At 63.8% G+C, this 22,648-nt stretch carries 20 protein-coding genes; 1 reads left to right on the top strand and 19 read right to left on the bottom strand.

What is annotated here, in order from left to right; all coding sequences use genetic code 11:
• Window positions 1–6: 6 nt before the first annotated feature.
• The 11 genes from R2669_RS05030 to R2669_RS05080 all read right to left on the bottom strand — a co-directional run bounded on the left by R2669_RS05030 (window position 7) and on the right by R2669_RS05080 (window position 12,708).
• Complete coding sequence (locus tag R2669_RS05030) at window positions 7–1,713, bottom strand: DUF1302 domain-containing protein (RefSeq protein WP_147214793.1); 1,707 nt, start codon at window positions 1,711–1,713, stop codon at window positions 7–9.
• 17 nt (window positions 1,714–1,730) lie between these two features.
• Window positions 1,731–3,077, bottom strand: a complete 1,347-nt coding sequence (locus R2669_RS05035) for a DUF1329 domain-containing protein (RefSeq protein ID WP_147214858.1) — start codon at window positions 3,075–3,077, stop codon at window positions 1,731–1,733.
• Window positions 3,078–4,078: 1,001 nt separating this feature from the next.
• Window positions 4,079–4,978: an alpha/beta fold hydrolase gene (locus R2669_RS05040; protein ID WP_316898988.1), complete on the bottom strand. Its 900-nt coding sequence runs from the start codon at window positions 4,976–4,978 to the stop codon at window positions 4,079–4,081.
• Window positions 4,979–5,048: 70 nt separating this feature from the next.
• Entirely contained in the window at window positions 5,049–5,930 is an 882-nt protein-coding gene (locus tag R2669_RS05045) for an alpha/beta fold hydrolase (protein WP_316898990.1), read from the bottom strand.
• A 113-nt stretch (window positions 5,931–6,043) separates the two neighbouring features.
• Window positions 6,044–6,841: a substrate-binding domain-containing protein gene (locus tag R2669_RS05050; protein WP_147214791.1), complete on the bottom strand. Its 798-nt coding sequence runs from the start codon at window positions 6,839–6,841 to the stop codon at window positions 6,044–6,046.
• A gap of 46 nt (window positions 6,842–6,887) precedes the next feature.
• Window positions 6,888–7,829 carry an SMP-30/gluconolactonase/LRE family protein gene (locus tag R2669_RS05055; RefSeq protein WP_316898992.1) on the bottom strand — a complete coding sequence of 314 codons (942 nt, stop codon included), beginning with the start codon at window positions 7,827–7,829 and terminating at the stop codon, window positions 6,888–6,890.
• Window positions 7,826–9,127, bottom strand: coding sequence for an MFS transporter (locus tag R2669_RS05060; RefSeq protein ID WP_147214789.1), 1,302 nt, complete (start codon window positions 9,125–9,127; stop codon window positions 7,826–7,828). The genes R2669_RS05055 and R2669_RS05060 overlap by 4 nt, the downstream gene beginning before the upstream one ends.
• 9 nt (window positions 9,128–9,136) lie before the next feature.
• Window positions 9,137–9,958 carry an amidohydrolase family protein gene (locus R2669_RS05065; RefSeq protein WP_316898994.1) on the bottom strand — a complete coding sequence of 274 codons (822 nt, stop codon included), beginning with the start codon at window positions 9,956–9,958 and terminating at the stop codon, window positions 9,137–9,139.
• Window positions 9,959–9,960: 2 nt separating this feature from the next.
• Entirely contained in the window at window positions 9,961–10,794 is an 834-nt protein-coding gene (locus R2669_RS05070) for an SDR family NAD(P)-dependent oxidoreductase (protein ID WP_316878274.1), read from the bottom strand.
• 17 nt (window positions 10,795–10,811) lie between these two features.
• Complete coding sequence (locus R2669_RS05075) at window positions 10,812–11,372, bottom strand: carboxymuconolactone decarboxylase family protein (RefSeq protein WP_316890374.1); 561 nt, start codon at window positions 11,370–11,372, stop codon at window positions 10,812–10,814.
• Window positions 11,373–11,391: 19 nt separating this feature from the next.
• Window positions 11,392–12,708 carry a cation:dicarboxylate symporter family transporter gene (locus R2669_RS05080; protein WP_316898996.1) on the bottom strand — a complete coding sequence of 439 codons (1,317 nt, stop codon included), beginning with the start codon at window positions 12,706–12,708 and terminating at the stop codon, window positions 11,392–11,394.
• Window positions 12,709–12,957: 249 nt separating this feature from the next.
• Here R2669_RS05080 and R2669_RS05085 point away from each other — a divergent pair, with 249 nt between their 5' ends.
• Window positions 12,958–13,899 (top strand): LysR family transcriptional regulator, encoded by a 942-nt coding sequence (locus tag R2669_RS05085; RefSeq protein ID WP_316890376.1) that lies wholly within the window; start codon window positions 12,958–12,960, stop codon window positions 13,897–13,899.
• Window positions 13,900–14,260: 361 nt separating this feature from the next.
• Here R2669_RS05085 and R2669_RS05090 read toward each other — a convergent pair whose 3' ends face one another.
• Genes R2669_RS05090 through R2669_RS05125 form a run of 8 tightly spaced genes read right to left on the bottom strand, consistent with a single transcriptional unit; the run spans window position 14,261 to window position 22,529 of the window.
• Window positions 14,261–14,653, bottom strand: a complete 393-nt coding sequence (locus R2669_RS05090; RefSeq protein WP_045205569.1) for a RidA family protein — start codon at window positions 14,651–14,653, stop codon at window positions 14,261–14,263.
• 22 nt (window positions 14,654–14,675) lie between these two features.
• Window positions 14,676–15,101, bottom strand: a complete 426-nt coding sequence (locus R2669_RS05095) for an acyl-CoA thioesterase (protein WP_316898998.1) — start codon at window positions 15,099–15,101, stop codon at window positions 14,676–14,678.
• Window positions 15,098–16,714, bottom strand: coding sequence for an AMP-binding protein (locus R2669_RS05100; protein ID WP_316899000.1), 1,617 nt, complete (start codon window positions 16,712–16,714; stop codon window positions 15,098–15,100). The genes R2669_RS05095 and R2669_RS05100 overlap by 4 nt, the downstream gene beginning before the upstream one ends.
• 31 nt (window positions 16,715–16,745) lie before the next feature.
• A complete protein-coding gene (locus R2669_RS05105; RefSeq protein WP_316899002.1) occupies window positions 16,746–17,921 on the bottom strand; it encodes an acyl-CoA dehydrogenase family protein in 1,176 nt (391 codons plus the stop codon).
• A 1-nt stretch (window position 17,922) separates the two neighbouring features.
• A complete protein-coding gene (locus R2669_RS05110) occupies window positions 17,923–18,783 on the bottom strand; it encodes an enoyl-CoA hydratase family protein (RefSeq protein ID WP_316899080.1) in 861 nt (286 codons plus the stop codon).
• Window positions 18,784–18,800: 17 nt separating this feature from the next.
• Entirely contained in the window at window positions 18,801–19,385 is a 585-nt protein-coding gene (locus R2669_RS05115) for a MarR family winged helix-turn-helix transcriptional regulator (RefSeq protein WP_027679573.1), read from the bottom strand.
• The gene (locus tag R2669_RS05120; protein WP_316899004.1) at window positions 19,382–20,164 is read right to left on the bottom strand and encodes an SDR family NAD(P)-dependent oxidoreductase; all 783 of its coding nucleotides are present in this window, start codon (window positions 20,162–20,164) and stop codon (window positions 19,382–19,384) included. Before R2669_RS05120 ends, R2669_RS05115 begins: the two co-directional genes overlap by 4 nt.
• A gap of 1 nt (window position 20,165) precedes the next feature.
• Window positions 20,166–22,529, bottom strand: a complete 2,364-nt coding sequence (locus R2669_RS05125; protein WP_316899005.1) for a bifunctional salicylyl-CoA 5-hydroxylase/oxidoreductase — start codon at window positions 22,527–22,529, stop codon at window positions 20,166–20,168.
• Between the last annotated feature and the right edge of the window lie 119 nt (window positions 22,530–22,648).

The raw sequence follows: 22,648 nt of genomic DNA on the forward strand, positions 1-22,648 counted from the left end.
ATGACCTCAGAAATTGCGGGATGCGACGATGCCGAAGAAGTCTCGGTCACGTAGCGGGTTCTTGAGCGGGTTGGTCGATCCCATGAACCTTGTGTAGTTCAGGCCGATCTGCCAGTTGGCCGGGTTCTGTACAAAGTTGACGTACAGGTTCATCGAGCTCACACCTCGCACGAACTGCGCATTGATGTTGGGGGTCTGGCCAAAGAGTCCGTATCGGAAGTACACGCCTGGATTGACCTGCCAGCCCTGCACCAGTGTCCCGTCATACACCCAGTTGAAGTCGACATTGATGCCGCCGGAGTACTTTGTTCCGGCCGAACTGCCGGGGCTGTTGAGCGCACCCGTGGCAAAGAGATCGTTGAATTCGTTACCCCACAACAAACCACCAGCCGCAATAGGTGACCCTCCGTAGCTCTTATGGAGCCCCGGGTAGGCGATCACGACCGTTTCGGTGGTGAGCGTGGCCGTTTGCGCTCCCAAGAGATTCAAGAGCGCGCCTGCGTTTCCGGGCTGAAGTGCATAGAGCGAAGTCAGGTGCCACTGAAAGCGTTTTTCGTCGACCCAGCAATTACCCCCCTGGGCCACGCAACCACTCGCCGGGTTGAGCGGCACGGCATCCCGGGGCCGGAAGGAGAGCTCCGTTCCAATGGCCATGTCGCCCACCGGAAAATTGGCGCTGACACCAAACATGTGGCGGTTTTCCGGATACTTGAAAACGGTAGCGCCGTCAGCAGCGAGAGACGTCTGGGGTAGCTTGTCGTGATACGCGATCGCGTAGACCCCAAGATTGATGTCCGTTCCGTCCGGTTGATAGCGTGCGGCAAAGCCAAACTGACCGCCGTTCTTGGGACGCGCTTCTCGCACACCGTAAGCACTCTCGCCCGCTCCGATGATGGACGAGGACCAGTAGCTACCTACCGGAGGCAAGTAGCTCTTGTTCCAGTTGCTCTGGACGTACCCCTCCACATTGACCCCATGCCCGAGGCCTGAGGCAACACTAAGGATTGGGGCAGGCAGAACAAATTCCTTGACCTGTGCACCTGGCTGAGACGCCCGGTTGATATCGATGGCGTTCGTCGCATTGATGCCGCCGATCTCGAAAATACTCTCGCCCCAACTGATGACCTGGTTCCCGACCCGGACTCGCGCCTGCTGGTCACCGACACTGAACTGCTTGCTGACCCAAAGATCGAGCAACCGAGCCTTGAAGCGAATATTGCTGCGGGCATCCGATGCAAGCCCGCCACTGATATCGGGGGGAGAAGCGGCAAGCGCGTCCTGTCCGCTGGTTGCTCCAGTAGTGCGCGTGCCCGCGTAGTCGTACACCCAGGAGCCGCGGGCCATGAACGCGAGCCCCTCTGTCGGCATTTTCAACAGCAACTCGTGGCTACCCTTGAGGTACGTCGTAAAGGCATTGCCTTTGTTGTAGTTGATGTTGCCTTGGTCGCTAAGGCCGCTGATCTGCCCGAGACTCCCACCGCCCGTGCGGGCCCCGGTGGCTGGGTCATAAGTCGGCGACACGAGGTTTTCGCTTTGCGATGCCGTGCGAACACCAACCCCCGCAGAGACTGTCGAATCGAGGCTCCCCTGGATCGTGTCGTTAGAGAACGTAAAGGCGTTCGCCCCCGTGCAACCCAGCGCGATGAGCGCTGAAACGGCCCCACGCACGGCAGCACCACGCTCTTGAGAGCGAGTGAAAGAGAGGTTTTTCATTGTCGATGTCCTCTCTTTCAACGCTCGCTCAACGCGCGAAGGTTTTCAGCGTTGTAGAAGCTCGCCTTGAAGTGCGGATCGTCGGCGCCATCCACAATCCATTTCGCATCTTTTCCTGCCGCGAGCATCGATCCGTCGACAACGTAGCGGCCATCATTCAGGTTGTATTGCGCGAAGACGAGAGACATACAGGCTCCCGTCTCATACACGGGAATCGAATATCCTTCCCGCACCTTGGAGATCTTGCCCTGGGCGTCATAGTCCACCGCACCAGCAAGACCCCAGCTATCTTCGTCGATGTAGAAGAGACGCTTAGGCGCGGAATGCCGAACACCTTGTTTGACCGTCGCCTCTACCAACCACACGCGGTGGAGCTCATAGCGCCGGTACGCAGGGTTAATGAAGTCCGGCTGATAGGCGTCTTCGTACTTGGCCGTGAAGTCGTACATCCCGAGCGCGTTGTACGGAATAAGCATCTCCTTCTTGCCAATCAGCTTCCAGTCGAACCGATCCAGAAGACCAGAGAAGACGTACGCCTCGTCGATGTTGTACTGGTTGTCGAAGCCGATCTGCGGTGCATCGTAGGCATAGGTCGGCATCCGGCGCGTCCGACGTTGCCCCGGGAAGTAGTAGAAGACTTCCGCCGGTTTGGCGGCATACGCAGTAAACATTGCGCCCTGGCCGGCCAGGGCCACAGGCGACTTGTACGTGAAGTAGTTCATCGCCTCGACCTGGCCCGCGGCAGAAAACGTCGTGCCGCCCTTCACGCCCCAGGGGAAGTAGAGCCACGTGTCGGATACAAATTTCAGGCCATCGCCAGAGCTTCCCTTTCGCGGCGACGTCATCGTAATCTGGTCTCGGAACTCGATGCCAACGCCGCGGTAGCCCAGCTTGGCGTTCCACATCGCTTCGGCGCCCGTCTTAGGATGCGGAAACGGGAACCCAGGAAGATACGCATCGGCCAATGCAGTGCCGTCTGGACTCATCTTGGCGAAGCCGATGTTCTTCTTGGTGTTCTCCGCCACAAAGTCGGGCATACCGCAGGTTCGACGCGTCGGATACACCGGCATGGTGTATCCCTTGGTTTGCTTGATCAGCGCGACCTGGCCAGGATTCAGCTTGTCGGCATACTGGTCGACGTTGCTCGCATCGATGACGTACAGCGGCTTGTCAGATTTGTACTTGAAGAAATCCAGTCGGCGCTTGCCAGGACTCCATCCATTCTCCAGCGCCCCCGGCGCGGTCCATGCAGGAATGCCGCTGGACGTCCCGGCCTTTTCCGCGCCAGCAGGCGTCAGATCAGCCGTCTGTGCTATTGCCGGGTACGCCGCCGCCGAGAAGAGCGCAGCAAGCAGGGAAGGCATGGTGACCTTTTTGATAGCAGCAAACGGCTGCAGCGGCTGGGTAGTCCTGGCAATCACAACACTCTCCTCGAGAATTTGCGCCCCCCTCAACGACTCAGTCAGAGCCGTATCGAAAGCGATCGTCAGATGGATGGCAAGAAATTCGGATGCACCGCAAAGCTGATGTAAAGCGAATTTAGCAGCGGCACGGGCGCCTATCAAGCAGGGTTTATGCCAGTGTTGCGCGGTAAATGTTGAGCTTCCTCGACATGGTCGGAGAATGGTTCGCCACCAACATCTGACTTATATTGACTTAACAAGACGATCCGGAAGCAAACGCACGTACTCTCCCCTTGTTGGTGCAGCGGCCCGCTTCTGCCCTGCCGGAGGGCAAATTAAGACGCCATCTTGTGCGCACTGTCTTAGTCAGGGATGCGACGGGTGCTTGCCGTGACGCTCAAAGAGCCTCTCGCATAGCGGATACGTCCACCGTTGTATTTCCCGGCAAGCACGTGCTCGCCGAATGCGGTGGCAAGGTCGCGTAGCACCGTTGTTAGCGCACGCCGACAGGCCCGTGAACTTAATGCCGCTACCGAAAGGGAGGAATAGAACTTTCGGGGGCGAACCGGTTGTCAGTCTTATGTTTGCCGACTGCACTGCCACGGTTCGCGTGGTACCCAGACACTGCCGCATATGTCGATAGTCATCGACCGTCGCATTCAACGGCAGCGATGCCTCTTCATTCAACAAGGGAAAGCGGCGGCTAGAAATGGGGGTGTGAATCGCAAGCCAATGCCGGGCCGATGGAGGAGAGCCGATGGACGCCAGAGGATGTTGGAAATGCGTCTGGACACTCTGCGTTGACGCCCTTTTCCAGCCTCAACCTGCCGACCCAAAGAGCTGAGATGCCCGGAGGATGGCGCGACAACTCTGACCCGCAATGTTGGCCGCGTCTAAATAGCGTCGACAGTCATCCTGGAGGCAAGTCACGCGGCCTGCCTCCACATGACAGGCAACCGCGACTACTGCTTGGTTGGCTCTGCGTACACGCGCTTCGCAAACGCGGCGATCGCGTCCGCCATCGCCTTGGGCTGTTCCGGCGCAAAGGCGTGTCCGGCGTTCGGCACGACAACGACCGTCACGCGATCACCCAGCATCGATTTCAGCACCTGCGAGAACCGGCGCGGCGCCACTGCGTCGTGTTCTGCCTGCAAATCCAGGATCGGCGCGTTCCCGGCCGCAAAGTACGCATCGACCGGCGTCACGTTGCGGGCATGGGACTCTGCCTCATGCGTCTCTTCGTGCCAGCCATCGAGCCAGACGCGCGGGTCGTTGCCCGGGGCAAAGAAGGCCTTGCGCAAGTACTCAAGGCGCTGCTCTTCCGAAAGATGCATATCGCCCGCACCATCGATGGCCTTGCGCATCTCCGCGTTGATAGGTTTCTCGGTCGAGCCCGGCGGCACCTTGCCGGCCGAAGCGGCAACCAGAACAACGCCGCGCACCAGCTCGGGCCTGTCCACGGCGACCATGCGCGCCGGGAAATTGCCCCAGGCGTGACCGACCACCACGGCAGGCCCCTGCTTCTCGTGCTCGATCACCGCAGCCACATCGGCGGCAAAGGCATGCATGTCCAGATTCGCCATCGGCCCCTTGCTCCGGCCAATGCCACGCGGCTCCGGGCGCAACACGCGGAAGCCGTCGGCGACCAACCGGTCTGCGACCTGGTCGTAATCGCGCCCCGAACGGCCCAGCGACGGCAGGATGACGATCAGCGGCCCCTTGCCCTGCCGCATCACCTCGATCTGCACGTTGCTGTACTTGACCAGTTCGCGATCAATCTGCCCGGCATCCGCGGCTGCCAGCGCAGAGAAGGAAAGCATGACCGCTGCCAATGCGGTACAGCCGTACTTGATCAATTTCATGATGTTCTCCTTGGTGTGGATGGGCATGCCGTGCGGATGCGTCGGCCTGCAAGTTGTTGTGTTGACGGAATCAGGACGCGCCGGCATAGACACGTCGGGCGAAGCGCGCGATGGCGCGGCTCATCGCTGCGGGTTGCTCGGGCGCCATGGCGTGCCCGGCATCGCGGATCACCTCCACCGTCACGCGATTGCCAAGCATGGGCTTGAACACGTTGGGCACGACCACGGCGTCGTACTGCGCCTGCAGATCAAGCATGGGTACCGTGCCGCCAGCGAAGTACGCATCCACCGGCGTGACATTGCGGGCGTGGGCCTGCGCGTGATGCGCGTCCGGATACCACCCGCTCAACCATGGTTTCGGGTCGTGGCCCGGAGCGAAGAATGCCTGGCGCAGATATTCCAGACGCTTCGCCTCGGGCAGCGCGAGGTTGCCGGAGCCATCAATCGCTTCGCGCAACCGGCCATAGGGCTTCTCGTTGGAACCCGGCGGCAGCTTGCCGGCAGAGGCTGCCGCCATGACGAGACCGCGCACCAGGTCTGGCCGATCCACCGCCAGCATGCGCGCCGGCTGGCTGCCCCAGGCATGCCCCACCACGACAACGGGCCCTGTCTTTTCCTGATCGAGCACGGCGGCAACGTCGGCCGCAAACGCATGCATGTCGAGATTGGCCATCGGCCCCTTGCTTTGACCAATGCCGCGCGGTTGCGGCCGCAGGACACGCAGCCCATCCGCGGCAAGCAGGCGGGCCACCTCGTCGTAATCTTCAGCGCCGCGCCCCAGCGACGGCAGGATGACAACGGTCGGCCCACTTCCTTGGCTCAGGGTTTCGATCTGCACTTCGCCATGGCGCACGAGCGTCCGCTGCACGTCTGCACTGGTTGGCGTTGACGTGGCGCAGGCGGACATCATCAGAGTCAATGCGGCGCCAAGAAGGCATTTCTGCAACGTCATGGAGTCTCCTTCTTTCTCTCGGGACATGGCCCCGTTGCTATTGCTTCGGGCAACAGTGTCCCCTCGCGGCTGGAAACCAACCGCGATGCATCAGACAACGGCAACGAATCAGGCTATTTGGCGGAAATCGGGTCGAGCCCCGTCTGGACCAGCTTGGCAGCAACTTCCGGCGAGCGCAGATACGTGATCAACCCTTCGGCGGCCTTGCGTTCCTTGGCATCCTTTGCGACTGCAGCCGCAATCACGCTCGTCTTCTGCACTTCGGCGGGCAGCGGGCCGACATACTGGATGCCGCTGAACGCGCGCAGCTCGCTGATCTGCTGCAAGCCCAGATCGGCCTCGCCGCGCTCCAGTGCCGAGCCGACCAGCTCCTTGCCACGGATCAGCACGCTCTTGGCCTTCATCTGCTCGGCAATCCCGAGACGCTCGAACAGCGTGCCGGTGATGTAGGTGCCGCTCGCCCCTTCGGAAAATGCCACCGACTTGGCCGCCAGCAACGTTTGGCGCAGATCGTCGACGGTCTGAATATTCGGCTTGGGCAAGCCCTTGCGCACTGCAACGCCAACGCCTGACGCCACGAGATCAACGCGCGACTCCGGAATGAAGCGCCCTTGCTTTACTTGGTCCGTCAAGGCGGCGCCGATCATGAAGCAGACGTCCATCGGCTCACCGTTCTTGATGCGCATCGGCAAGGCATCTGGCGAGCTGCCATAGGACGGGCCCCACGCAATGATCAGATGGTTGCCCGACTGCCGCTCGTACGCCGGTATGACTTTCTCGAACGCTGCGTGCAACGCACCGGTGGCCAGCACGTGGATATCGGCGGCCCAGACCGCACCCGTTGCGGCGATCAACGGCACTGCGCACAGCGTACGCGCCGCAAACCGGCGCACTCTGGATTGGAACGGCATGTCTTGTCTCCTAAGTCGTTCTCGTTTGATTTTTGGTGTTGCAGAACTAAACCGCCCCGCGTGTGTTCACGTACAGGGCATAGAGCGATGTGGTTGACGCCATGAAAAGGCGGTTGAGGTGCCGCCCGCCAAAGCACAGGTTCGCGCAGCGCTCCGGCAGTGCGATGTGGCCGATCGCGGTGCCGTCGGGGGCAAACACCCGCACGCCATCAAGCTCTGCCGTGCCGGTGCCCCAGCCGCACCACAGGTTCCCATGCACGTCGACGCGAAAACCGTCCGGAGCCCCGTCCGCGGCATCGATCAGCACACGGCGGTCGCCCAGCGCTTTGCCGTCGACCACATCGAATGCGAGGATCTCGCGCGGCCGTGCGCGCGATGCCACCACGTAAAGCGTCCGCTCATCCGGTGAGAACGCCAGCCCGTTGGGTCCGAGCACATCGTCCGCAACGCAATCCAATCGTCCATCGCGCGGGTCGATCCGATAGATGCTTGCTGGCAACTGCGGCTTGGCAATCTGGCCCATGTAGTCGCTCACCAGGCCGAACGGCGGATCGGTAAACCACACCGCGCCGTCACTTGCGACGACCACGTCGTTCGGAGAATTGAGCGGCTTGCCATCGAACTCGCTGGCCAGCACGATGATGCTGCCGTCGTATTCGGTGCGCGTAACGCGGCGTTGCCCATGCTCGCAGGCAATCAGCCTGCCCTGCCGGTCGCGTGTCAGGCCGTTGGCCTTGTCGGAGGGCGTGCGGTATGCCGCCACCGCGCCGGACGCATCGTCCCAGCGCAGGATGCGATCGTTGGGCAGATCGGTCCAATAGAGCGCCCCGGCGTCGCCAAACCAGACGGGGCCTTCCGCCCAGCGGCAGCCGGTCCACAGGCGCTCGACCTTGGCGTGCGGCAAGCGGTAGTGCTCGAAGCGCGGGTCGAGAATGCGCACGGCAGGGTCAGGCGTGCGCAGGCTGGGTTGCCACCAGTCGTTGCTCATCGCTGGCCCTCCTTGACGCGGCTCAGCAGCACCAGAGAAAGCAGCGTTGCCAGCACCAGCATCGCGCCCATGCCGATCAGCCCGGCCTTGAACGAGCCCGTGGCGTCTTTCAGCCAGCCCACCATGTACGGGCCAAACAACCCGCCAAGGCTACCCACGGAGTTGATGAAAGCGAGGCCGCCCGCTGCAGCCTGCTTGTCCAGGAACGTTGCCGGAATGCTGTAGAAGCACGTGCGCACGGATGACAACCCCACCACGGCCACCGTCAAGCCGAGCATGGCGGGCACCAGCGCATCAGACGCCACCGATGCAAAGAAGCCCAGCGCCGCCACCGCACAGGTGATCACCAGGTGCAAAACGTAGCGCTGCGTGCGCGCCACCACGCGTGCCCAGACCAGCATGACCAGGGCGCCGACGACGTAAGGCAGCGCCGTGGCAAAGCCCACCTGCGTGTTCGACAGGTGATGCGTCTTCAGGATGGTCGGCATCCACACGCCAATGCCCAGAATGCCGATGATGTAGCTGAACAGAATGGCCGTGAGCAGCCAGACGCGTGCGTCTTTGAGCGCCGGTCCGAGACGATGCTCAACCGCTGCGCTGCGCTCCCGTTCGATGGCCGACGCCAGTGCGGCGCGCTCCTCTGCCGTAAGCCAGGCGGCGTTATCGGGGCGATCGGTCAGCATGCGCAGGCAAAGCAGGCCGAGCACACAGGCCGGCAGCCCCTGCAGGATGAACAGCCACTGCCAGCCATGCAGCCCCAGCCAACCGTCCAGCTCCAGCATCGATACCGACAGCGGCCCACTGAATACCGACGAAAGCGGGATCGCAGCGAGAAACCAGCCCATCATGCGCGTGCGATAGCGCGACGGAAACCACAGGGTGAGATAGAAGATGACGCCAGGAAAGAACCCGGCCTCGCCAATGCCGGCGAGCAGGCGGATCGCCGCATAGCTGTTGGGCCCAACGGCCAAGCTTGTGCCTGCAGCAAACAGGCCCCACGTGATCATGATCCGCGCCAGCCAGCGACGTGCGCCATAGCGATACAGCGCCAGGTTGCTCGGCACCTCGAACAGGCAATAGCCCACGTAGAAGATGCCGGCAGCCAGACCAAACTGCGCGGCGCTCAAGCCCAGGTCGCGGTTCATGGTCAGCGCCGCGAAGCCGACGTTGGTCCGATCGAGGTAGTTGACGAAGTACGCGATTGCCAACAGCGGCACGAGGCGCCAGGCAGCCTTGCGACAGGCGCTTTGTTCAGCAGACTGCCCTGCCTGGGCGGCATCGATAAACGTGGCTTGCATGGCGATGCCTCAGAAATAGAGTCGTTGCGGGTTATGAACGAGCACAGCTTCGGCAGCGTCGGCGCCGCAGGCTTCCTGCACGAACGCGAGCAGACTGCTGTCGTCGGGCACGTCGCCCTTGATGTTGGGGTGCGGCCAGTCCGTGCCCCAGATGGATCGCTCGGGTGCCGCTTGCACCAAGCGCCTCATCAGCGGCAATGCTGCCTCCCACGGCGGTGCCGCGCCTTGCATGACGCGGTCGACCCCAGACAACTTGATCCACCGCTTGTCATTGCGCAGATGACGCTCCAGCTCGCGCATGGCAGCTTCGTCCAGCGGGCGCGTCGCATCCTGACGGGCCATGTGGTCGATCACCAGCGGCACATTCAGGTCTTCCCACGCGTGGAGCACCGGCAGAAGCTGATCCAGTTGTCCATGCAGCAGCACGTGCCAACCCATGGGCCCGACGCGCTCGGCAAGTTCGCGCAAGCGGCCCGGATCACGGTCGCCCGGCAGGTGACCCATGAAGTTGAAGCGGATGCCGCGCACGCCGCCTTCGTCCAGCTCGCGCAGGGCGTCATCACTCGTGGTGTGGTCGACCAGCGCGACGCCTCGGTAGCGCCCTTGCGTCATGGCCAGCGCGGCCAGTAGCGGACGGTGATCGGACTGGTAGCACGCCGCCTGCACCAGCACGCCGTGCGTGACACCCAGTTGCTCATGCAGCGCAAGCAGTTGCGTCATCGGGGCTTCCACCGGGCGATACGACGCATCGGCCGGCAGCGGAAAGGCATCCCAGGGCCCATAGATGTGCGTATGGCAGTCCCACACGCCGCCGTTCAGTTCGCCTTGCATGATCAGTCGCACCGCGCCGTCATGCCGCCGTCGACCACGACTTCGGTACCTGTAATAAAGCGCGCCTCGTCCGAAGCGAGGAACAGCGCGGCATGCGCGGTATCACGCCCGTCGCCCATGAAGCCGAGCGGAATGCGGGCAAGGCGGCTTTCCAGCAGCTTGTCGACATCGCCGCCCGAGCGCTGGCCGGCGAGGCGCACTTCCACCATAGGCGTATGCAATTGCCCCGGCACCACGGTGTTCACGCGAATGCCCTTCTTGGCGTATTCAACGGCCACGACCTTGGAAAGCTGGATCACACCGGCCTTGCAAGCCGCGTAGGCCACCTGCGCCGAGCCCGTCCAGCGGATGCCGGAAGTCGATGCCGTATTGACGATGGCGCCACTGCCCTGCGCTTCCATCACGGGCAGCACGTGCTTGCAGGTCAGATAGACGCTCTTGAGGTTGAAAGCGACCTGCGCATCCCACTTGTCTTCCGACAACGCCACAGGGCCGCCAGCAGCAGAGCCACCAACGTTGTTCACCAGGATATCGACGCGGCCGTATTGCTCCACGCAGGCATCGACCATGCCTTTGACGGCCGTGGTGTCGGTCACGTCGCAGGTGTACGGCGTGACCTCACCACCGGCCTCGCGCACGCGGCGCAGCGTTTCCTCCATGGCCTCAAGGCTCTTGTCGACGGCAAAGACGCGCGCCCCCGCCATCGCAAACAGCACCGCTACGGCGCGGCCGTTACCCCAGCCCGGGCCGACGCAGCCTGCGCCGGTCACGATGGCCACCTTACCTGCCAGACGGCCCGCGGCCGTGGCTTGTTCAAATTCGGTAGTTGCTTGCACAGTGAATTCCTCGTTGCTTATTGCAATTGCGTCGGCAGTTCCGGCGTCGCACCTGTCGGCGCGGGCACATTGAATGCCTTGATGGTCATCGAGATGAGCGTGTAGTAGCCGGCAATGCCGACCAGATCGACCACGCCGTCCTGGCCGATGGCGTCGACCAGTTCGGCATACAGGCCGTCGTCCACTTCGCGCTTGGCATGCAGCTGTGTGAGGAACGCGAAGACGAGCGCCTCGTCGCGCTGCTCGAACGCCGGGTTCATGCCGTCGCGAATGGCGTCGATCACCGCCGGCGATACGCCGGCTTCCAACGCGAACGGCTTGTGCGCGGCCCATTCGTATTCCGCCAACCAGTAGCGGCCCATGAACAAGATGGCCAGTTCGGACAGGCGCGGCGGCAGGCTGCTGTCGTAGCGGCAATAGCGTCCGAGCGCCTGTGCGCGGTCGGCCAGCAGGGGGCGATGCAGCCAGACGGCCAGCGGGCCGCGCACACCCTTGCGGGGGCCATTGGCAATGGCGTCGTAGACGGCGCGCTGGTCTGCGTCCAGCGCATCGGGATCGAGGGCGGGAATGCGTTGCATGTTGGTGTTGCTCAGTGACTTAGTGGGTCAGCGCGTCGTGCGCCACCGCAGCTTGTGTGGCGGGCTTCTGCAGCTTGAGGAGAGAAGAACGGGCCTGCCCGCCGGTTTCGCGATGGAAGGCCTCGGCATCGAATGCGCCTTCCCAGCGGGCGATGGCGAAGACCGCAATGGTGTTGCCGACCACGTTGACGAGCGCAGTGGCGATCGCCATGACGCGGTCGATGCCGAACAGCAGGCCCAGACCCGCCACCGGCAGCGAACGCACCGATTGCAGCGTGGCTGCCAGCTTGACGAACGCGCCGCCGGCAACCGTGGTGCCACCCTTGGAGGTCAGGCTCAGGATGGCAAGCAAACCCAGTTGCTGCCACAGCGAGAACGGTGTGTCAGTCGCCTGCGCAATGAAGCCCACGGCGATGGCCATGTAGATCGACGTGCCGTCGAGGTTGAAGCTGTAGCCGGCGGGCAGCACAAAGCCGACCACGGCTTCATCGCAGCCTGCGCGTTGCAGCTTCTCCACCAGACGCGGGAAGGCCACTTCGCTCGATGCTGTGCCGAAGATCAGCAGCATCTCGTCGCGAATCAGCTTGAGCACGCTGAAGTACGGCAGGCCGATCATCCAGCTGATCGAGCTGAGCACGCCAAACACGAACAGCAGCGAGGCGGCGTAATAGAGCACGATCACCTTGAGCAGATACAGCAGCGTCACGCCGCCATAGCTGCCCACCGCCGCGGCCATGGCGCCAAATGCGCCGAGCGGTGCCAGCTTCATGATGAAGCCGAGCATGCGGAACAGCACCTTCTGCGCTTCGTCCATGCCGCGCAGCAGGACCGAGTCCGGACCTACCGAGAGGTTCAGCGCCAAACCGGCGAGGATGGAAATGATCAGCACCTGCACGATGTCGCCCTTGGCGAAGGCATCCACCAGCGTGTGCGGAATCAGGCTGAGCAGGTAATTGACGGCCGAGATGCCGCCAGCATTGCTGGTGGCCTTCACCGCATCAGCGCTTTCTGCGAGGTTGGTGGCGTGCAGTCCCACGCCGGGTTCGAACACGTTGACGAGCACAAAACCCAGCACCATGGCCACCGTGCTGACCACCTCGAAGTACACCAGCGACTTCACGCCCATACGGCCCAGCATGCGCAGGTCTCGCACGTGTGCCAGGCCCTGCACCAGCGTGCAGAAGATGATCGGGGCCAGCATCATCTTCAGCAGCGCGATGAACGCCTGCCCGATGGGCTTCATGGCAACGGCCCACTGCGGCGCGGCGATGCCGAGGACGACCGCACACGCCAGGCCGATCAAGACCTGCACGTGCAGCTTCTTCAGATGTTTCATGGTGTCTCCTGCGTCCAGTCGTTCAGTGCTCTGCGGCGAGAAGACGACGCAAGCTTGCTGGACTTGTATTGCTAGAAAGGCGGTCGTTACGGGGACGTGAACGCCGCTGGCCGTATGGCCTGAGGGCGAGCGTCTCCTGTACGCGTTGGTAACTTGTTATTTATAGGAAGCATAGATTGACGGTCTTTTCTTGACAAAGACCATATGAACATACAAAGCTATGCCAGCACGGCATATCTGAAAGCAAGCATGGACATCCGAGAACTCAAGAGCTTCATCCGCGTGGCGCGTGCCGGCAGTTTCAGCCGCGCGGCGGCCGAGCTGTACATCGCGCAACCTGCGCTCAGTCGACAGATCGCAAAGCTGGAGGCAGAGATTGGCGTGCCGCTGCTGGTTCGGCATGGCCGCGGCGTCCGGCTTACCTCGGCGGGGTCGCGTCTGCTGGAGCGGGCGGAAATGATCACGCACCTGCTCAGCGAAACCAGCGAAGACGTTCGCGCCAGCGCCGATGAGGAGCGCGGGCATCTGGCCGTTGGCCTGCCGCCGACCATGGGTGCACTGATCGGCGCCGATCTCGTCCAGGCCTTCCGGGCGCAGTGGCCCCGGGTTTCGCTGCATGTGCGTGAAGGCCTGAGCAGCTCGCTGCAGGAGTGGGTGCTGGATCGGCGCGTTGACCTTGCCGTCGTCTACAACCAGCCGCCGCTGGATGCGTTCCACGTGCGCCCGTTGTTCAGCGAACCCATGATCCTGGTGGGGCCGCCCGGCTCAGAGACAGATCAGCGCGAATACCAGATCCGCGACTTGGCCAGCATTCCGTTGATCTTGCCCGGCCTGCCGCACAGCAATCGGCGCCTGGTCGAACAGGCGGCCATCCAGCACGGTGTGCGGCTACGCGTCGCGCTGGAAGTCGACAGCGTGTCGCTGACCAAGCAACTGGTAAAGGCCGGCGCTGGCTATTCGATCCTGACCTACATCGCGATCAAGGAGGAGATCGCACGCGGTGAACTCGTTGCGCATCGCATCGGCCGCCCCGGCATCCGTTCGAGCGTGGCGATCACGACCTTGCGCGAGAATCCCCCTTCCCGCTTTGCCGCTGCCTGGACAGCCCTGCTGCAAGACAGGCTCAAGCAGTTCATTGCGTCGGAATCGTGGAAGGCAGATGTGGTCTGGCCTGACGATCGGGCTCGTTAGCCGCTGGCCGCGCTGAAACGGCAATGGCAAGAGTCCATTGATCAATCTGCGCGGCTCTTTCTTGAGGATCATGAAAGATATCGCCAGGGGATCGCCCAAGGGGGCCGATACCTCATCTCGTCCGATCAGCCAGCGGCCGTGCCGCACTCGTCCTAATGCTGCCGCCGGCACCGTATCCGGCTGGTAGGGACGCGGAACTACAGAGCGCAGACTGCCATATGCACGTCACTGCTCCCAAACCTTGCCCGGATCGGACTGCGCCAATCGCGGACTGGCGCGAATAGTTGCCAACCCCGCAGTTGGACCAAACTACTTTGTTCAGGTACGGACCTTTTGTCTCCCCTCACCGGTTCGAAAAAAACTAATCCGGCACCACCGCCGTCACCTCAATCTCCACCTTGGCCCGGTCTTCGACCAGCGCCGCCACTTCCACCGCCGTCATCGCAATGCTGAAGCTGCCGATCAGCTCGCGGAACGCCTTGCCGATCTCTGGGTAGGCCTCGACGTAAGCCTTCTTGTCGGTCACGTACCACGTCATGCGCACGATGTGCTCGGGCTTGGCGTCGCCGGCGGCCAGCACCTCGACGATGTTCTGCAGCGCCTGGCGGACCTGACCCGCCAGGTCATCCGTGTGGAACACGCCCTGCGCATCCCAGCCGATCATGCCGGCCACGAACACCATGCGTCCGCGTGCGGACACACCGTTGGCATAGCCCTTCGGACGCGGCCAGTTGGGAGGGAGGAGTACTTCCATGATGCAATTCCTTCTAGTTCTATTACGACTGCAGTTGAACGCTCGCCTCGATCGCCTGCCGCACGTCAGGCGGCATCGGCATCGCGCGATGCGTATTGAGATCGGTAAATACCAGCACCTGCTGCGAGCGTACGCGCTGCTCATCGCCGGCCCAGCAATCCAGGCCCAACGTGAGCGACGCATTGCCCAGCCGCTCCAGCTTCAGCTTGAACTGCACGTCGTCGCCCATGCGGCTGATGGCGCTGAACTCGCAATGCAGCTTGACGATGGGCAGGCCGATGCGGCGCGGGCCCAGCATTTGCGCATACGAAACGCCCAAGCCATCGGTAAACCAGTCTTCGACCAGGCCGTTGAACAGGACGAGGTACTGGGGAAAGTAGACGATGCCGGCCGGGTCGCAGTGTGCAAAGCGGATGCGCGCGGCGCGCTCGAAGTGGTAGTCACTCATGATTTGTCGTGTTCGCGCAGGCGGTAGCGCAGCAGCTTGCCGACTTCACTGCGCGGCAGGCTCGCGCGAAATTCGATGGCGCGCGGATACTTGTACGGGGCCACGGTCTGCTTTACGAAGTCCTGCAGTGTCTTGACCATCTCCGGCCCCGCCGTGTGGCCCGGGTGCAATACAACGAAGGCTTTGACGATCTGCCCGCGCTCTTCATCGGGCTCGCCGATCACGCCGCACTCGGCCACCGCCGGATGCTGCATCAGCGCGTCTTCCACCTCGGGCGCAGCGATGTTGTAGCCGGACGAGATGATCATGTCGTCGGTGCGCGAGTGGTAGTGGAAGTAGCCTTCCTCGTCCATCACATAGGCATCGCCCGTGAGGTTCCAGCCGTTGCGCACGTAGGCGCGCTGGCGGTCATCGGCCAGGTAGCGGCAGCCGGTCGGGCCCTGCACAGCCAGGCGGCCCACGGTGCCCGGCGGCACGGGGTTGCCGGCATCATCCACAACGCGCGCGACATAGCCCGGGACGGCCTTGCCGGTGGCGCCGGGGCGCACGTCGGCATCGGCGGCGGAGATGAAGATATGCAGCATCTCGGTCGCGCCAATGCCGTCAATCAATTCGATGCCGGTAGCGCTCTTCCACAGCGTGCGCGTGGCCACCGGCAGCGCTTCGCCGGCCGACACGCAGCGGCGCAGCGGCGTGGCGCGCAACTCGTCTCCGCGCGCCGCGATGTTGCGATACGTGGTGGGCGCGGTGAACAGCACCGTCGCGCCAAACGTGCGGATGCCATCCACCAGATCGTTCGGCGATGCCTTCTCCAGCAGCACCGTCGATGCACCCACGCTCATCGGAAACAGCAGCAGGCCGCCGAGGCCAAACGTAAACGCCATCGGCGGGCTGCCGATAAAGATGTCGTCCGCGCGCGGCTTCAACACATGCGGCGGCCAGCACGCGCAAATGGCCATGATGTCGCGATGAAAATGCATCGTCGCTTTCGGCACGCCCGTCGTGCCCGACGTGAAAGCGAGCAGGCACGTGTCATCTGCCGCCGTATCCACGTTGGTGAAGGTGTCCGGCTGGCGGGCCATGGCAGCCTCCAGCCCTTCCGGCGTGTCATCGTGAAAGCACAGCATCTGCACGGGCTTGGCCGCTTGCGCCACGGCATCGCGCAACTCGTCGACGAGCCGCGCATCGCACAGCGCGAAGCCGATCTCGCCCTTGCCCAGGATTTGGCCCAGCTCTTTGGCGCGCAGCAGCGGCATGGTCGTCACCGCAATGGCGCCCACTTTCATCACGGCAAACCAGCACGCGGCAAGCATCGGGCTGTTGGGCGAGCGCAGCAGCACGCGGTTGCCCGGCACAACGCCCATCTCATTGACCAGCACGTTGGCGATGCGGTTGGCGTGCGCCTGCAGATCCGCATACGTCCAGCGGATGCCGGGCGCCTGGATGCAAAGGCGGCCGCCCTCGCCTGCAGCAACGCGGCGGTCGAGCAATTCGGTGGCGCAGTTGAGCTGCGGCGGAAACTGCAGCGCCGGCAGGTCGAAGCGATACACCGGTTGCAGCTCCGCCGGCGGCAGCCGGTCGCGGGCGAAGGTGTCGATATGGGCGCTGGGCATGGCGAGCTCTCCGTCTCTGGGCTGGGCAGTGTCAGTGCGCTGCAGGCGTGGCCGCACGCAGCAGTTCGCGCGCGATGATCAGTTGCTGCACTTCCGTCGCGCCTTCGTAGATTCGCAGCGAGCGGATCTCGCGGTACAGGCGCTCGACCGGCTGCTCGCTCACCACGCCCAGGCCGCCCCACATCTGCACGGCGGCGTCGATCACCTGCTGCGCGTTCTCGGTAGCGGTCAACTTGGCCATGGCGGCTTCGCGCGTCACGGTGCGGCCCTGGTCGCGCTGCCACGCGGCGCGGTACGTCAGCAGCGCGGCACTGTCGATGGCGGTGGCCATTTGTGCGAGCTTGGCCTGCGTGAGCTGGAAATCGGCAAGCACGCCGCTGAACATCTTGCGGGTGGTGGCGCGCGTCAGTGCTTCGTCCAGCGCGCGGCGCGCAAAACCCAGCGCGGCTGCCGCTACCGACGTGCGGAACACATCGAGCGTTCGCATCGCCACCTTGAAGCCCTCGCCTGCTGCGCCCACGCGCTGGCTGGCCGGAATGCGGCAGTTGGTAAAGCGCAGGCGCGCCAGCGGGTGCGGCGCAATCACGTCGATGCGCTCCGCAATCTCAAAGCCCGGCGTACCGGCTTCGACGATGAACGCGCTGATGCCGCGCGAGCCCGGCGCCTCGCCGGTGCGGGCAAACACGACGTAGAAGTCTGCGATGCCGCCGTTGGAAATCCACGTCTTCTCGCCGTCGAGCACATAGTCATTGCCGTCTTCACGCGCGGCGCAGGCCATGGCGGCCACATCGGAGCCGGCGTCGGGCTCAGACAGCGCAAATGCAGAGATGGCCTCGCCACGCGCCACCTTCGTCAGATAGCGTTCGCGCTGCTCAGGCGTGCCGTGCAACGAAATGGCGCCCGACCCCAGCCCCTGCATCGCAAAGGCAAAGTCGGCCAGGCCGGAATGGCGCGCCAGCGTCTCACGGATCAGGCAGATGGCGCGCGTGTCGATGGTCTCGCCCGCGCCGCCGTGCGCCGTGCCGCCCACGGCGTGGCGCAGCCAGCCGGCCTGGCCGAGCGATTTGACGAGCGCGCGGCACTCGGCATCCACATCGGGGCCGTGGTCGTGCGGAATGTGCTTCGTGGCCCAGGCGTCGAGTTCGGCTTCGAGCTGGCGGTGTTTGTCGTCAAAGAAGGGCCATTGCAGATAGTCTTTGTCGCTCATCTCAGTTCCCCTCGAATACCGGTTTCTGCTTGGCGACAAACGCGTGATACGCGCGCGAGAAATCTTCGGTCAGCATGCAGATGGCCTGCGCCTGCGCCTCGGCTTCAATGGCCTGCTCGATCGTCATCGTCCATTCCTGGTGCAGCATCGTCTTGGTGATGCCGTTGGCGAAGGTCGGGCCTGCGGCCAGGTCGGCAGCCAGGGCTTGCGCTTGGCTCAGCACCTCGGCTGGTTCGCACAGGCGGTTGAAGAAGCCCCAGCGCTCACCTTCTTCGCCGCTCATCGAGCGGCCGGTGTAGAGCAGTTCGCTCGCGCGGCCCTGACCGATGATGCGCGGCAGGATCGCGCAGGCACCCATGTCGCAGCCGGCCAGGCCAACGCGATTGAAGAGGAACGCCGTCTTGCTGCGCGCCGTGCCCAGGCGCACGTCGGAAGACATCGCCAGGATGGCGCCCGCGCCCGCGCACACGCCGTCAACTGCGGCGACGATCGGCTGCGGGCACGCGCGCATCGTCTTCACCAGCTCGCCCGTCATGCGCGTGAACATCAGCAGCTCGGGCGCCTTCAGTTGCACCAGCGGGCCGATGATTTCGTGCACATCGCCGCCGGAGCAGAAGTTGTCGCCCGCGCCGGCCAGCACGATGGCCTTGACGTCATCCGCCCATTTGAGCTGATGAAACAGGTCACGCAGCTCGGCGTACGAATCGAACGTGAGCGGGTTCTTGCGCTCAGGCCGGTTGAGCGTGATGGTGGCAACGCCGTCTTCCACGCTCCACAGGAAATGCTTGGCTTGATAGCCCGCCAGCGGTCGGCGGTTGCCGGCCAGCAGGGCCGGGTCCACATGGTGATTCGGGTCGGTCATGGTTGGGTCGGGTTCGTTCAAGGTTGATCTTCGCGGGCGTCCAGCTCTTGCTCGCGCTGCGCGAGGTGCACGCGCAGGTGGCCGAGCTGCGCATACAGCGCGTCTTTGTTGGCCATACCAAGGCCGTCGAACATTTCGATCAGCCAGCGTTCGTGTTCGGCGGCCATCTCGGCAAAGTGGCGGCGGCCGGCATCCGTCAGCAGCACGCGAAAGGACCGGCGATCATCCGGATCCGCCTCGCGTTTGACAAGCCCTTCCTTCTCCAGCTGGTCGGTCAGGCCGGTGACGTTGCCGCCGGTCACCATCAGGTAGCGCGACAGCACGTTCATGCGCAGCCCGTCCGGATGGCGATCGAGTTGCGCCAGATAGTCGAAACGCGGCAGCGTGGTGTTGAAGCGCGTGCGCAGGCGCTGGCGGATCTGTTGTTCGATCTGCGTGCTGCACGCCAGGAGGCGCAGCCAGATCTTGACGTCCATGTGGTCGTCCACATGCGCGCGGGCTTCCAGGCCGATACGTTCATCGCCCAGCGCATGCACAACGGCGTGGTGGCCTGAGGCACGCGTGGCGAGTGCGGTTTTGCGCCGGGTGCGTTCGGTGCTCACATCACCTCCCCGCCGGATACCGAGATGGCCTGCCCCGTGATTGACGACGCGCCTTCGGAGCACAGCCACACCACGGCGTTCGCCACTTCGTCGGGCGCGATCAACCGACCCTGCGGATTGCCCTTCACCAGCTCGGCCCGCGCTTCTTCCGCGCTGCGGCCGGTGCGGGCAACGATGCGGTCGATGCTCTCACGGACGATGTCGGTTTCCGTATAGCCGGGGCAGACCGCGTTGACGGTGACGCCGCGCGCCGCAAGCTCCAGCGCCAGCGCGCGCGTGAGCCCGATCACCCCATGCTTGGCCGCCACATACGCCGACACATACGCATAACCGCGCTGCCCCGCCGTGCTGGCAATGTTGACGATGCGGCCGCGGCCCGAGGCTTGCACATCGGCCAGCGCCGCCTGCGTGCACAGGAACGTGCCTGTCAGGTTGACGGCCAGCATGCGCTGCCATTGATCGAGCGTGGTCTTGGCAAACGGTGCGCTCTCCGCCTGGCCCGCGTTGTTGACCAGGATGGAGATAGGGCCGAGCCCCGCGCGCGCGGATTCGAACGCCGCCGACACACTCGCCTCGTCGGTCACATCGCACGTCACGACTTGCGCGCGGGCGCTGTCGGGCAACGTCTTGGCAGTGGCGTGCAGCACATCGGCGTTGCGGCCCATCAGCGTGAGCGTGGCGCCATGCGCAGCGAGTTGCGTGGCAATCGCAGCGCCGATCCCGCGCCCAGCGCCAGTAACAACGGCGTGGTGCCCGGTGAGCATCGCAGGTGTCGCCATCTCAAACCCCCTGCATGCGGTTGGCCTGCTCCAGCGGCGACAGCCCCGCCGCCTGCGCGGCCATCGCGCGTTCGCGCTCAAGGTTGCGCTCCAACTGCAGCTTGCCTGCGCGGTACTGCTTGGGCCACGGCATGTCGAGATAGCCGATGCGCGCGGCTTCGTTCAGCGTCCAGGCCGGATTGGCCAGGTGCGGGCGCGCCACGGCGCACAGGTCGGCACGGCCCGCCGCGATGATGCTGTTGACGTGGTCAGCCTCGGAGATGGCGCCCACGGCAATCGTGGCGATGCCCGCCTCGTTGCGCACGCGGTCGGCAAACGGCGTCTGGAACATGCGGCCGTACACCGGCTGCTCTTTCTTGCTGACCTGGCCCGACGAGCAATCGATCATGTCCGCGCCTGCGGCCTTGAAGACGCGCGCGATTTCGACCGCATCGTCCGGCGTGATGCCGCCTTCCACCCAGTCGTGCGCCGAGATGCGCACCGACATCGGCTTGTTGCTCGGCCACACCTCGCGCACCGCGTGAAAGACTTCGAGCGGAAAGCGCAGCCGGTTTTCCAGTGAGCCGCCATATTCGTCATTGCGCTGATTCGTCAGCGGCGAGATGAACGACGACAGCAGATAGCCGTGCGCGCAGTGCAGCTCCAGCCAGTCGAACCCGGCTTCCGCCGCCAGCCTTGCGGCGTGGACAAAGTCGTCACGCACGCGGTCCATGTCGTCGCGCGTCATGGCCCGCGACCATTGGCTGACGCCATCCAGATACTGCTGGGGCGATGCGGAGATCAGCGGCCAGTTCTGCCCGTCTTCCAGCGGCAGATCGATGCCTTCCCACGCGACGCGTGTCGAACCCTTGGCGCCGGCATGGCCAAGCTGGATGCCCAGCTTCGCATCGCTGTTGGCATGCACGAACTGCACGATGCGCGCCCAGCCGTCGCGCTGGTCGGTGTTCCACAAACCCGGGCAGCCCGGGGTGATGCGCGCATCCGGCGACACGCAGGTCATCTCGGCCATCACCAAGCCGGCACCGCCCATGGCGCGCGCGCCCAGGTGCACGAGGTGGTAATCCGCCGGCTGGCCGTCTTCGCACGAGTACTGCGCCATGGGCGACACCACCACGCGGTTCTTGAGCGTGACGCCACGCACCGTGAACGGCGTGAACATCGGCGGCACGGGGCCGTGCTGCGGGCCCCGCGATGCGCCGGCCTGCTCGGCAATCCAGTCTTCAAACTGTTCGAGATAGCGCTTGTCGCGCTGGCGCAGGTTTTCGTGGCTGATGCGCTGGCTGCGCGTGAGCAGCGAATACGCGAACTGCGCGGTCGGCAGGTTGGCGTAACGCGCGACGTTTTCAAACCATTCCGTCGAATTGCGCGCCGCGTTCTGGATGCGCAGCACTTCCACGCTGCGCACCGCCTCGTAGTGCTCAAGCGCGGCACGCAAATCGCCCGGGTGCTGGCCGATGCTGCGTGCCAGTTCAATCGAATCTTCCAGCGCCAGCTTGGTGCCGGAGCCGATCGAGAAGTGCGCCGTATGCGCGGCGTCGCCCATCAGCACCACCGGCGTGCCGTGCGTGTTGGTATGCACCCAATGCCGGCAAACCACGCGCGGAAAGCGAATCCACTGCGCCGAGCCCCGCAGATGCGTGGCGTTGGAAATCAGCTTGTTGCCGTCGAGGTACTTGGCAAAGAGCCGCTCGCAGTACGCGATGGCCTCTTCCTTCTCCATGGTCTCCAGCCCGGCGGCGCGCCACACCTCCTCGGGCGTCTCGACAATGAAGGTCGAGGTTTCGTCGTCAAAGCGGTACGCATGCGCCTGGAACCAGCCGTGCTCGGTCTCTTCAAACGCAAACGTGAAGGCCTCGAACAGCTTGTGCGTGCCCAGCCAGACAAAGCGGCAGCGGCGCGTGTCGATATCGGGTTGATACGTGGCGGCGTACTTGGTGCGGATGCGGCTGTTCAAGCCGTCGCTGGCGATGATGAGATCGGCATCGGCGTAGGCGGTGTCATCCTGCACATCCGTTTCAAAGACGAGCTTGACGCCCTCTTCCTCACAGCGCGCCTGCAGGATGTTCAGCAGGCGCTTGCGCCCGATGCCGCAGAAGCCGTGGCCGCCCGAGCGCACGACCTGCCCGCGGATGTGGACTTCAATGTCGTCCCAATGGTTGAAGGCGTCGAGGATCTGCGCGGCGCTCTTGGCGTCGGCGCGCTGCAGGTTGCCCAGCGTCTGGTCAGAGAACACCACGCCCCAGCCGAACGTGTCATACGGGCGGTTGCGCTCCACCACGGTGATGTCGTGCGACGCGTCCTGCAGCTTCATCAGCAGGGCAAAGTACAGGCCGGCCGGCCCACCACCAATACAGACAATCTTCATGACAACGGCTCCGCGTTTGATGCGCTATTACCTTAGTCATGAATAGTTTAGTTGTAAAGCAATTTGGCCGGACGTCGCCCCTGGGTTTACACCGAACCGGGCGGCGCCGGGCTCACACC

It is taken from the genome of Ralstonia edaphi, from assembly GCF_958350185.1.
Lineage (GTDB): Bacteria > Pseudomonadota > Gammaproteobacteria > Burkholderiales > Burkholderiaceae > Ralstonia > Ralstonia edaphi.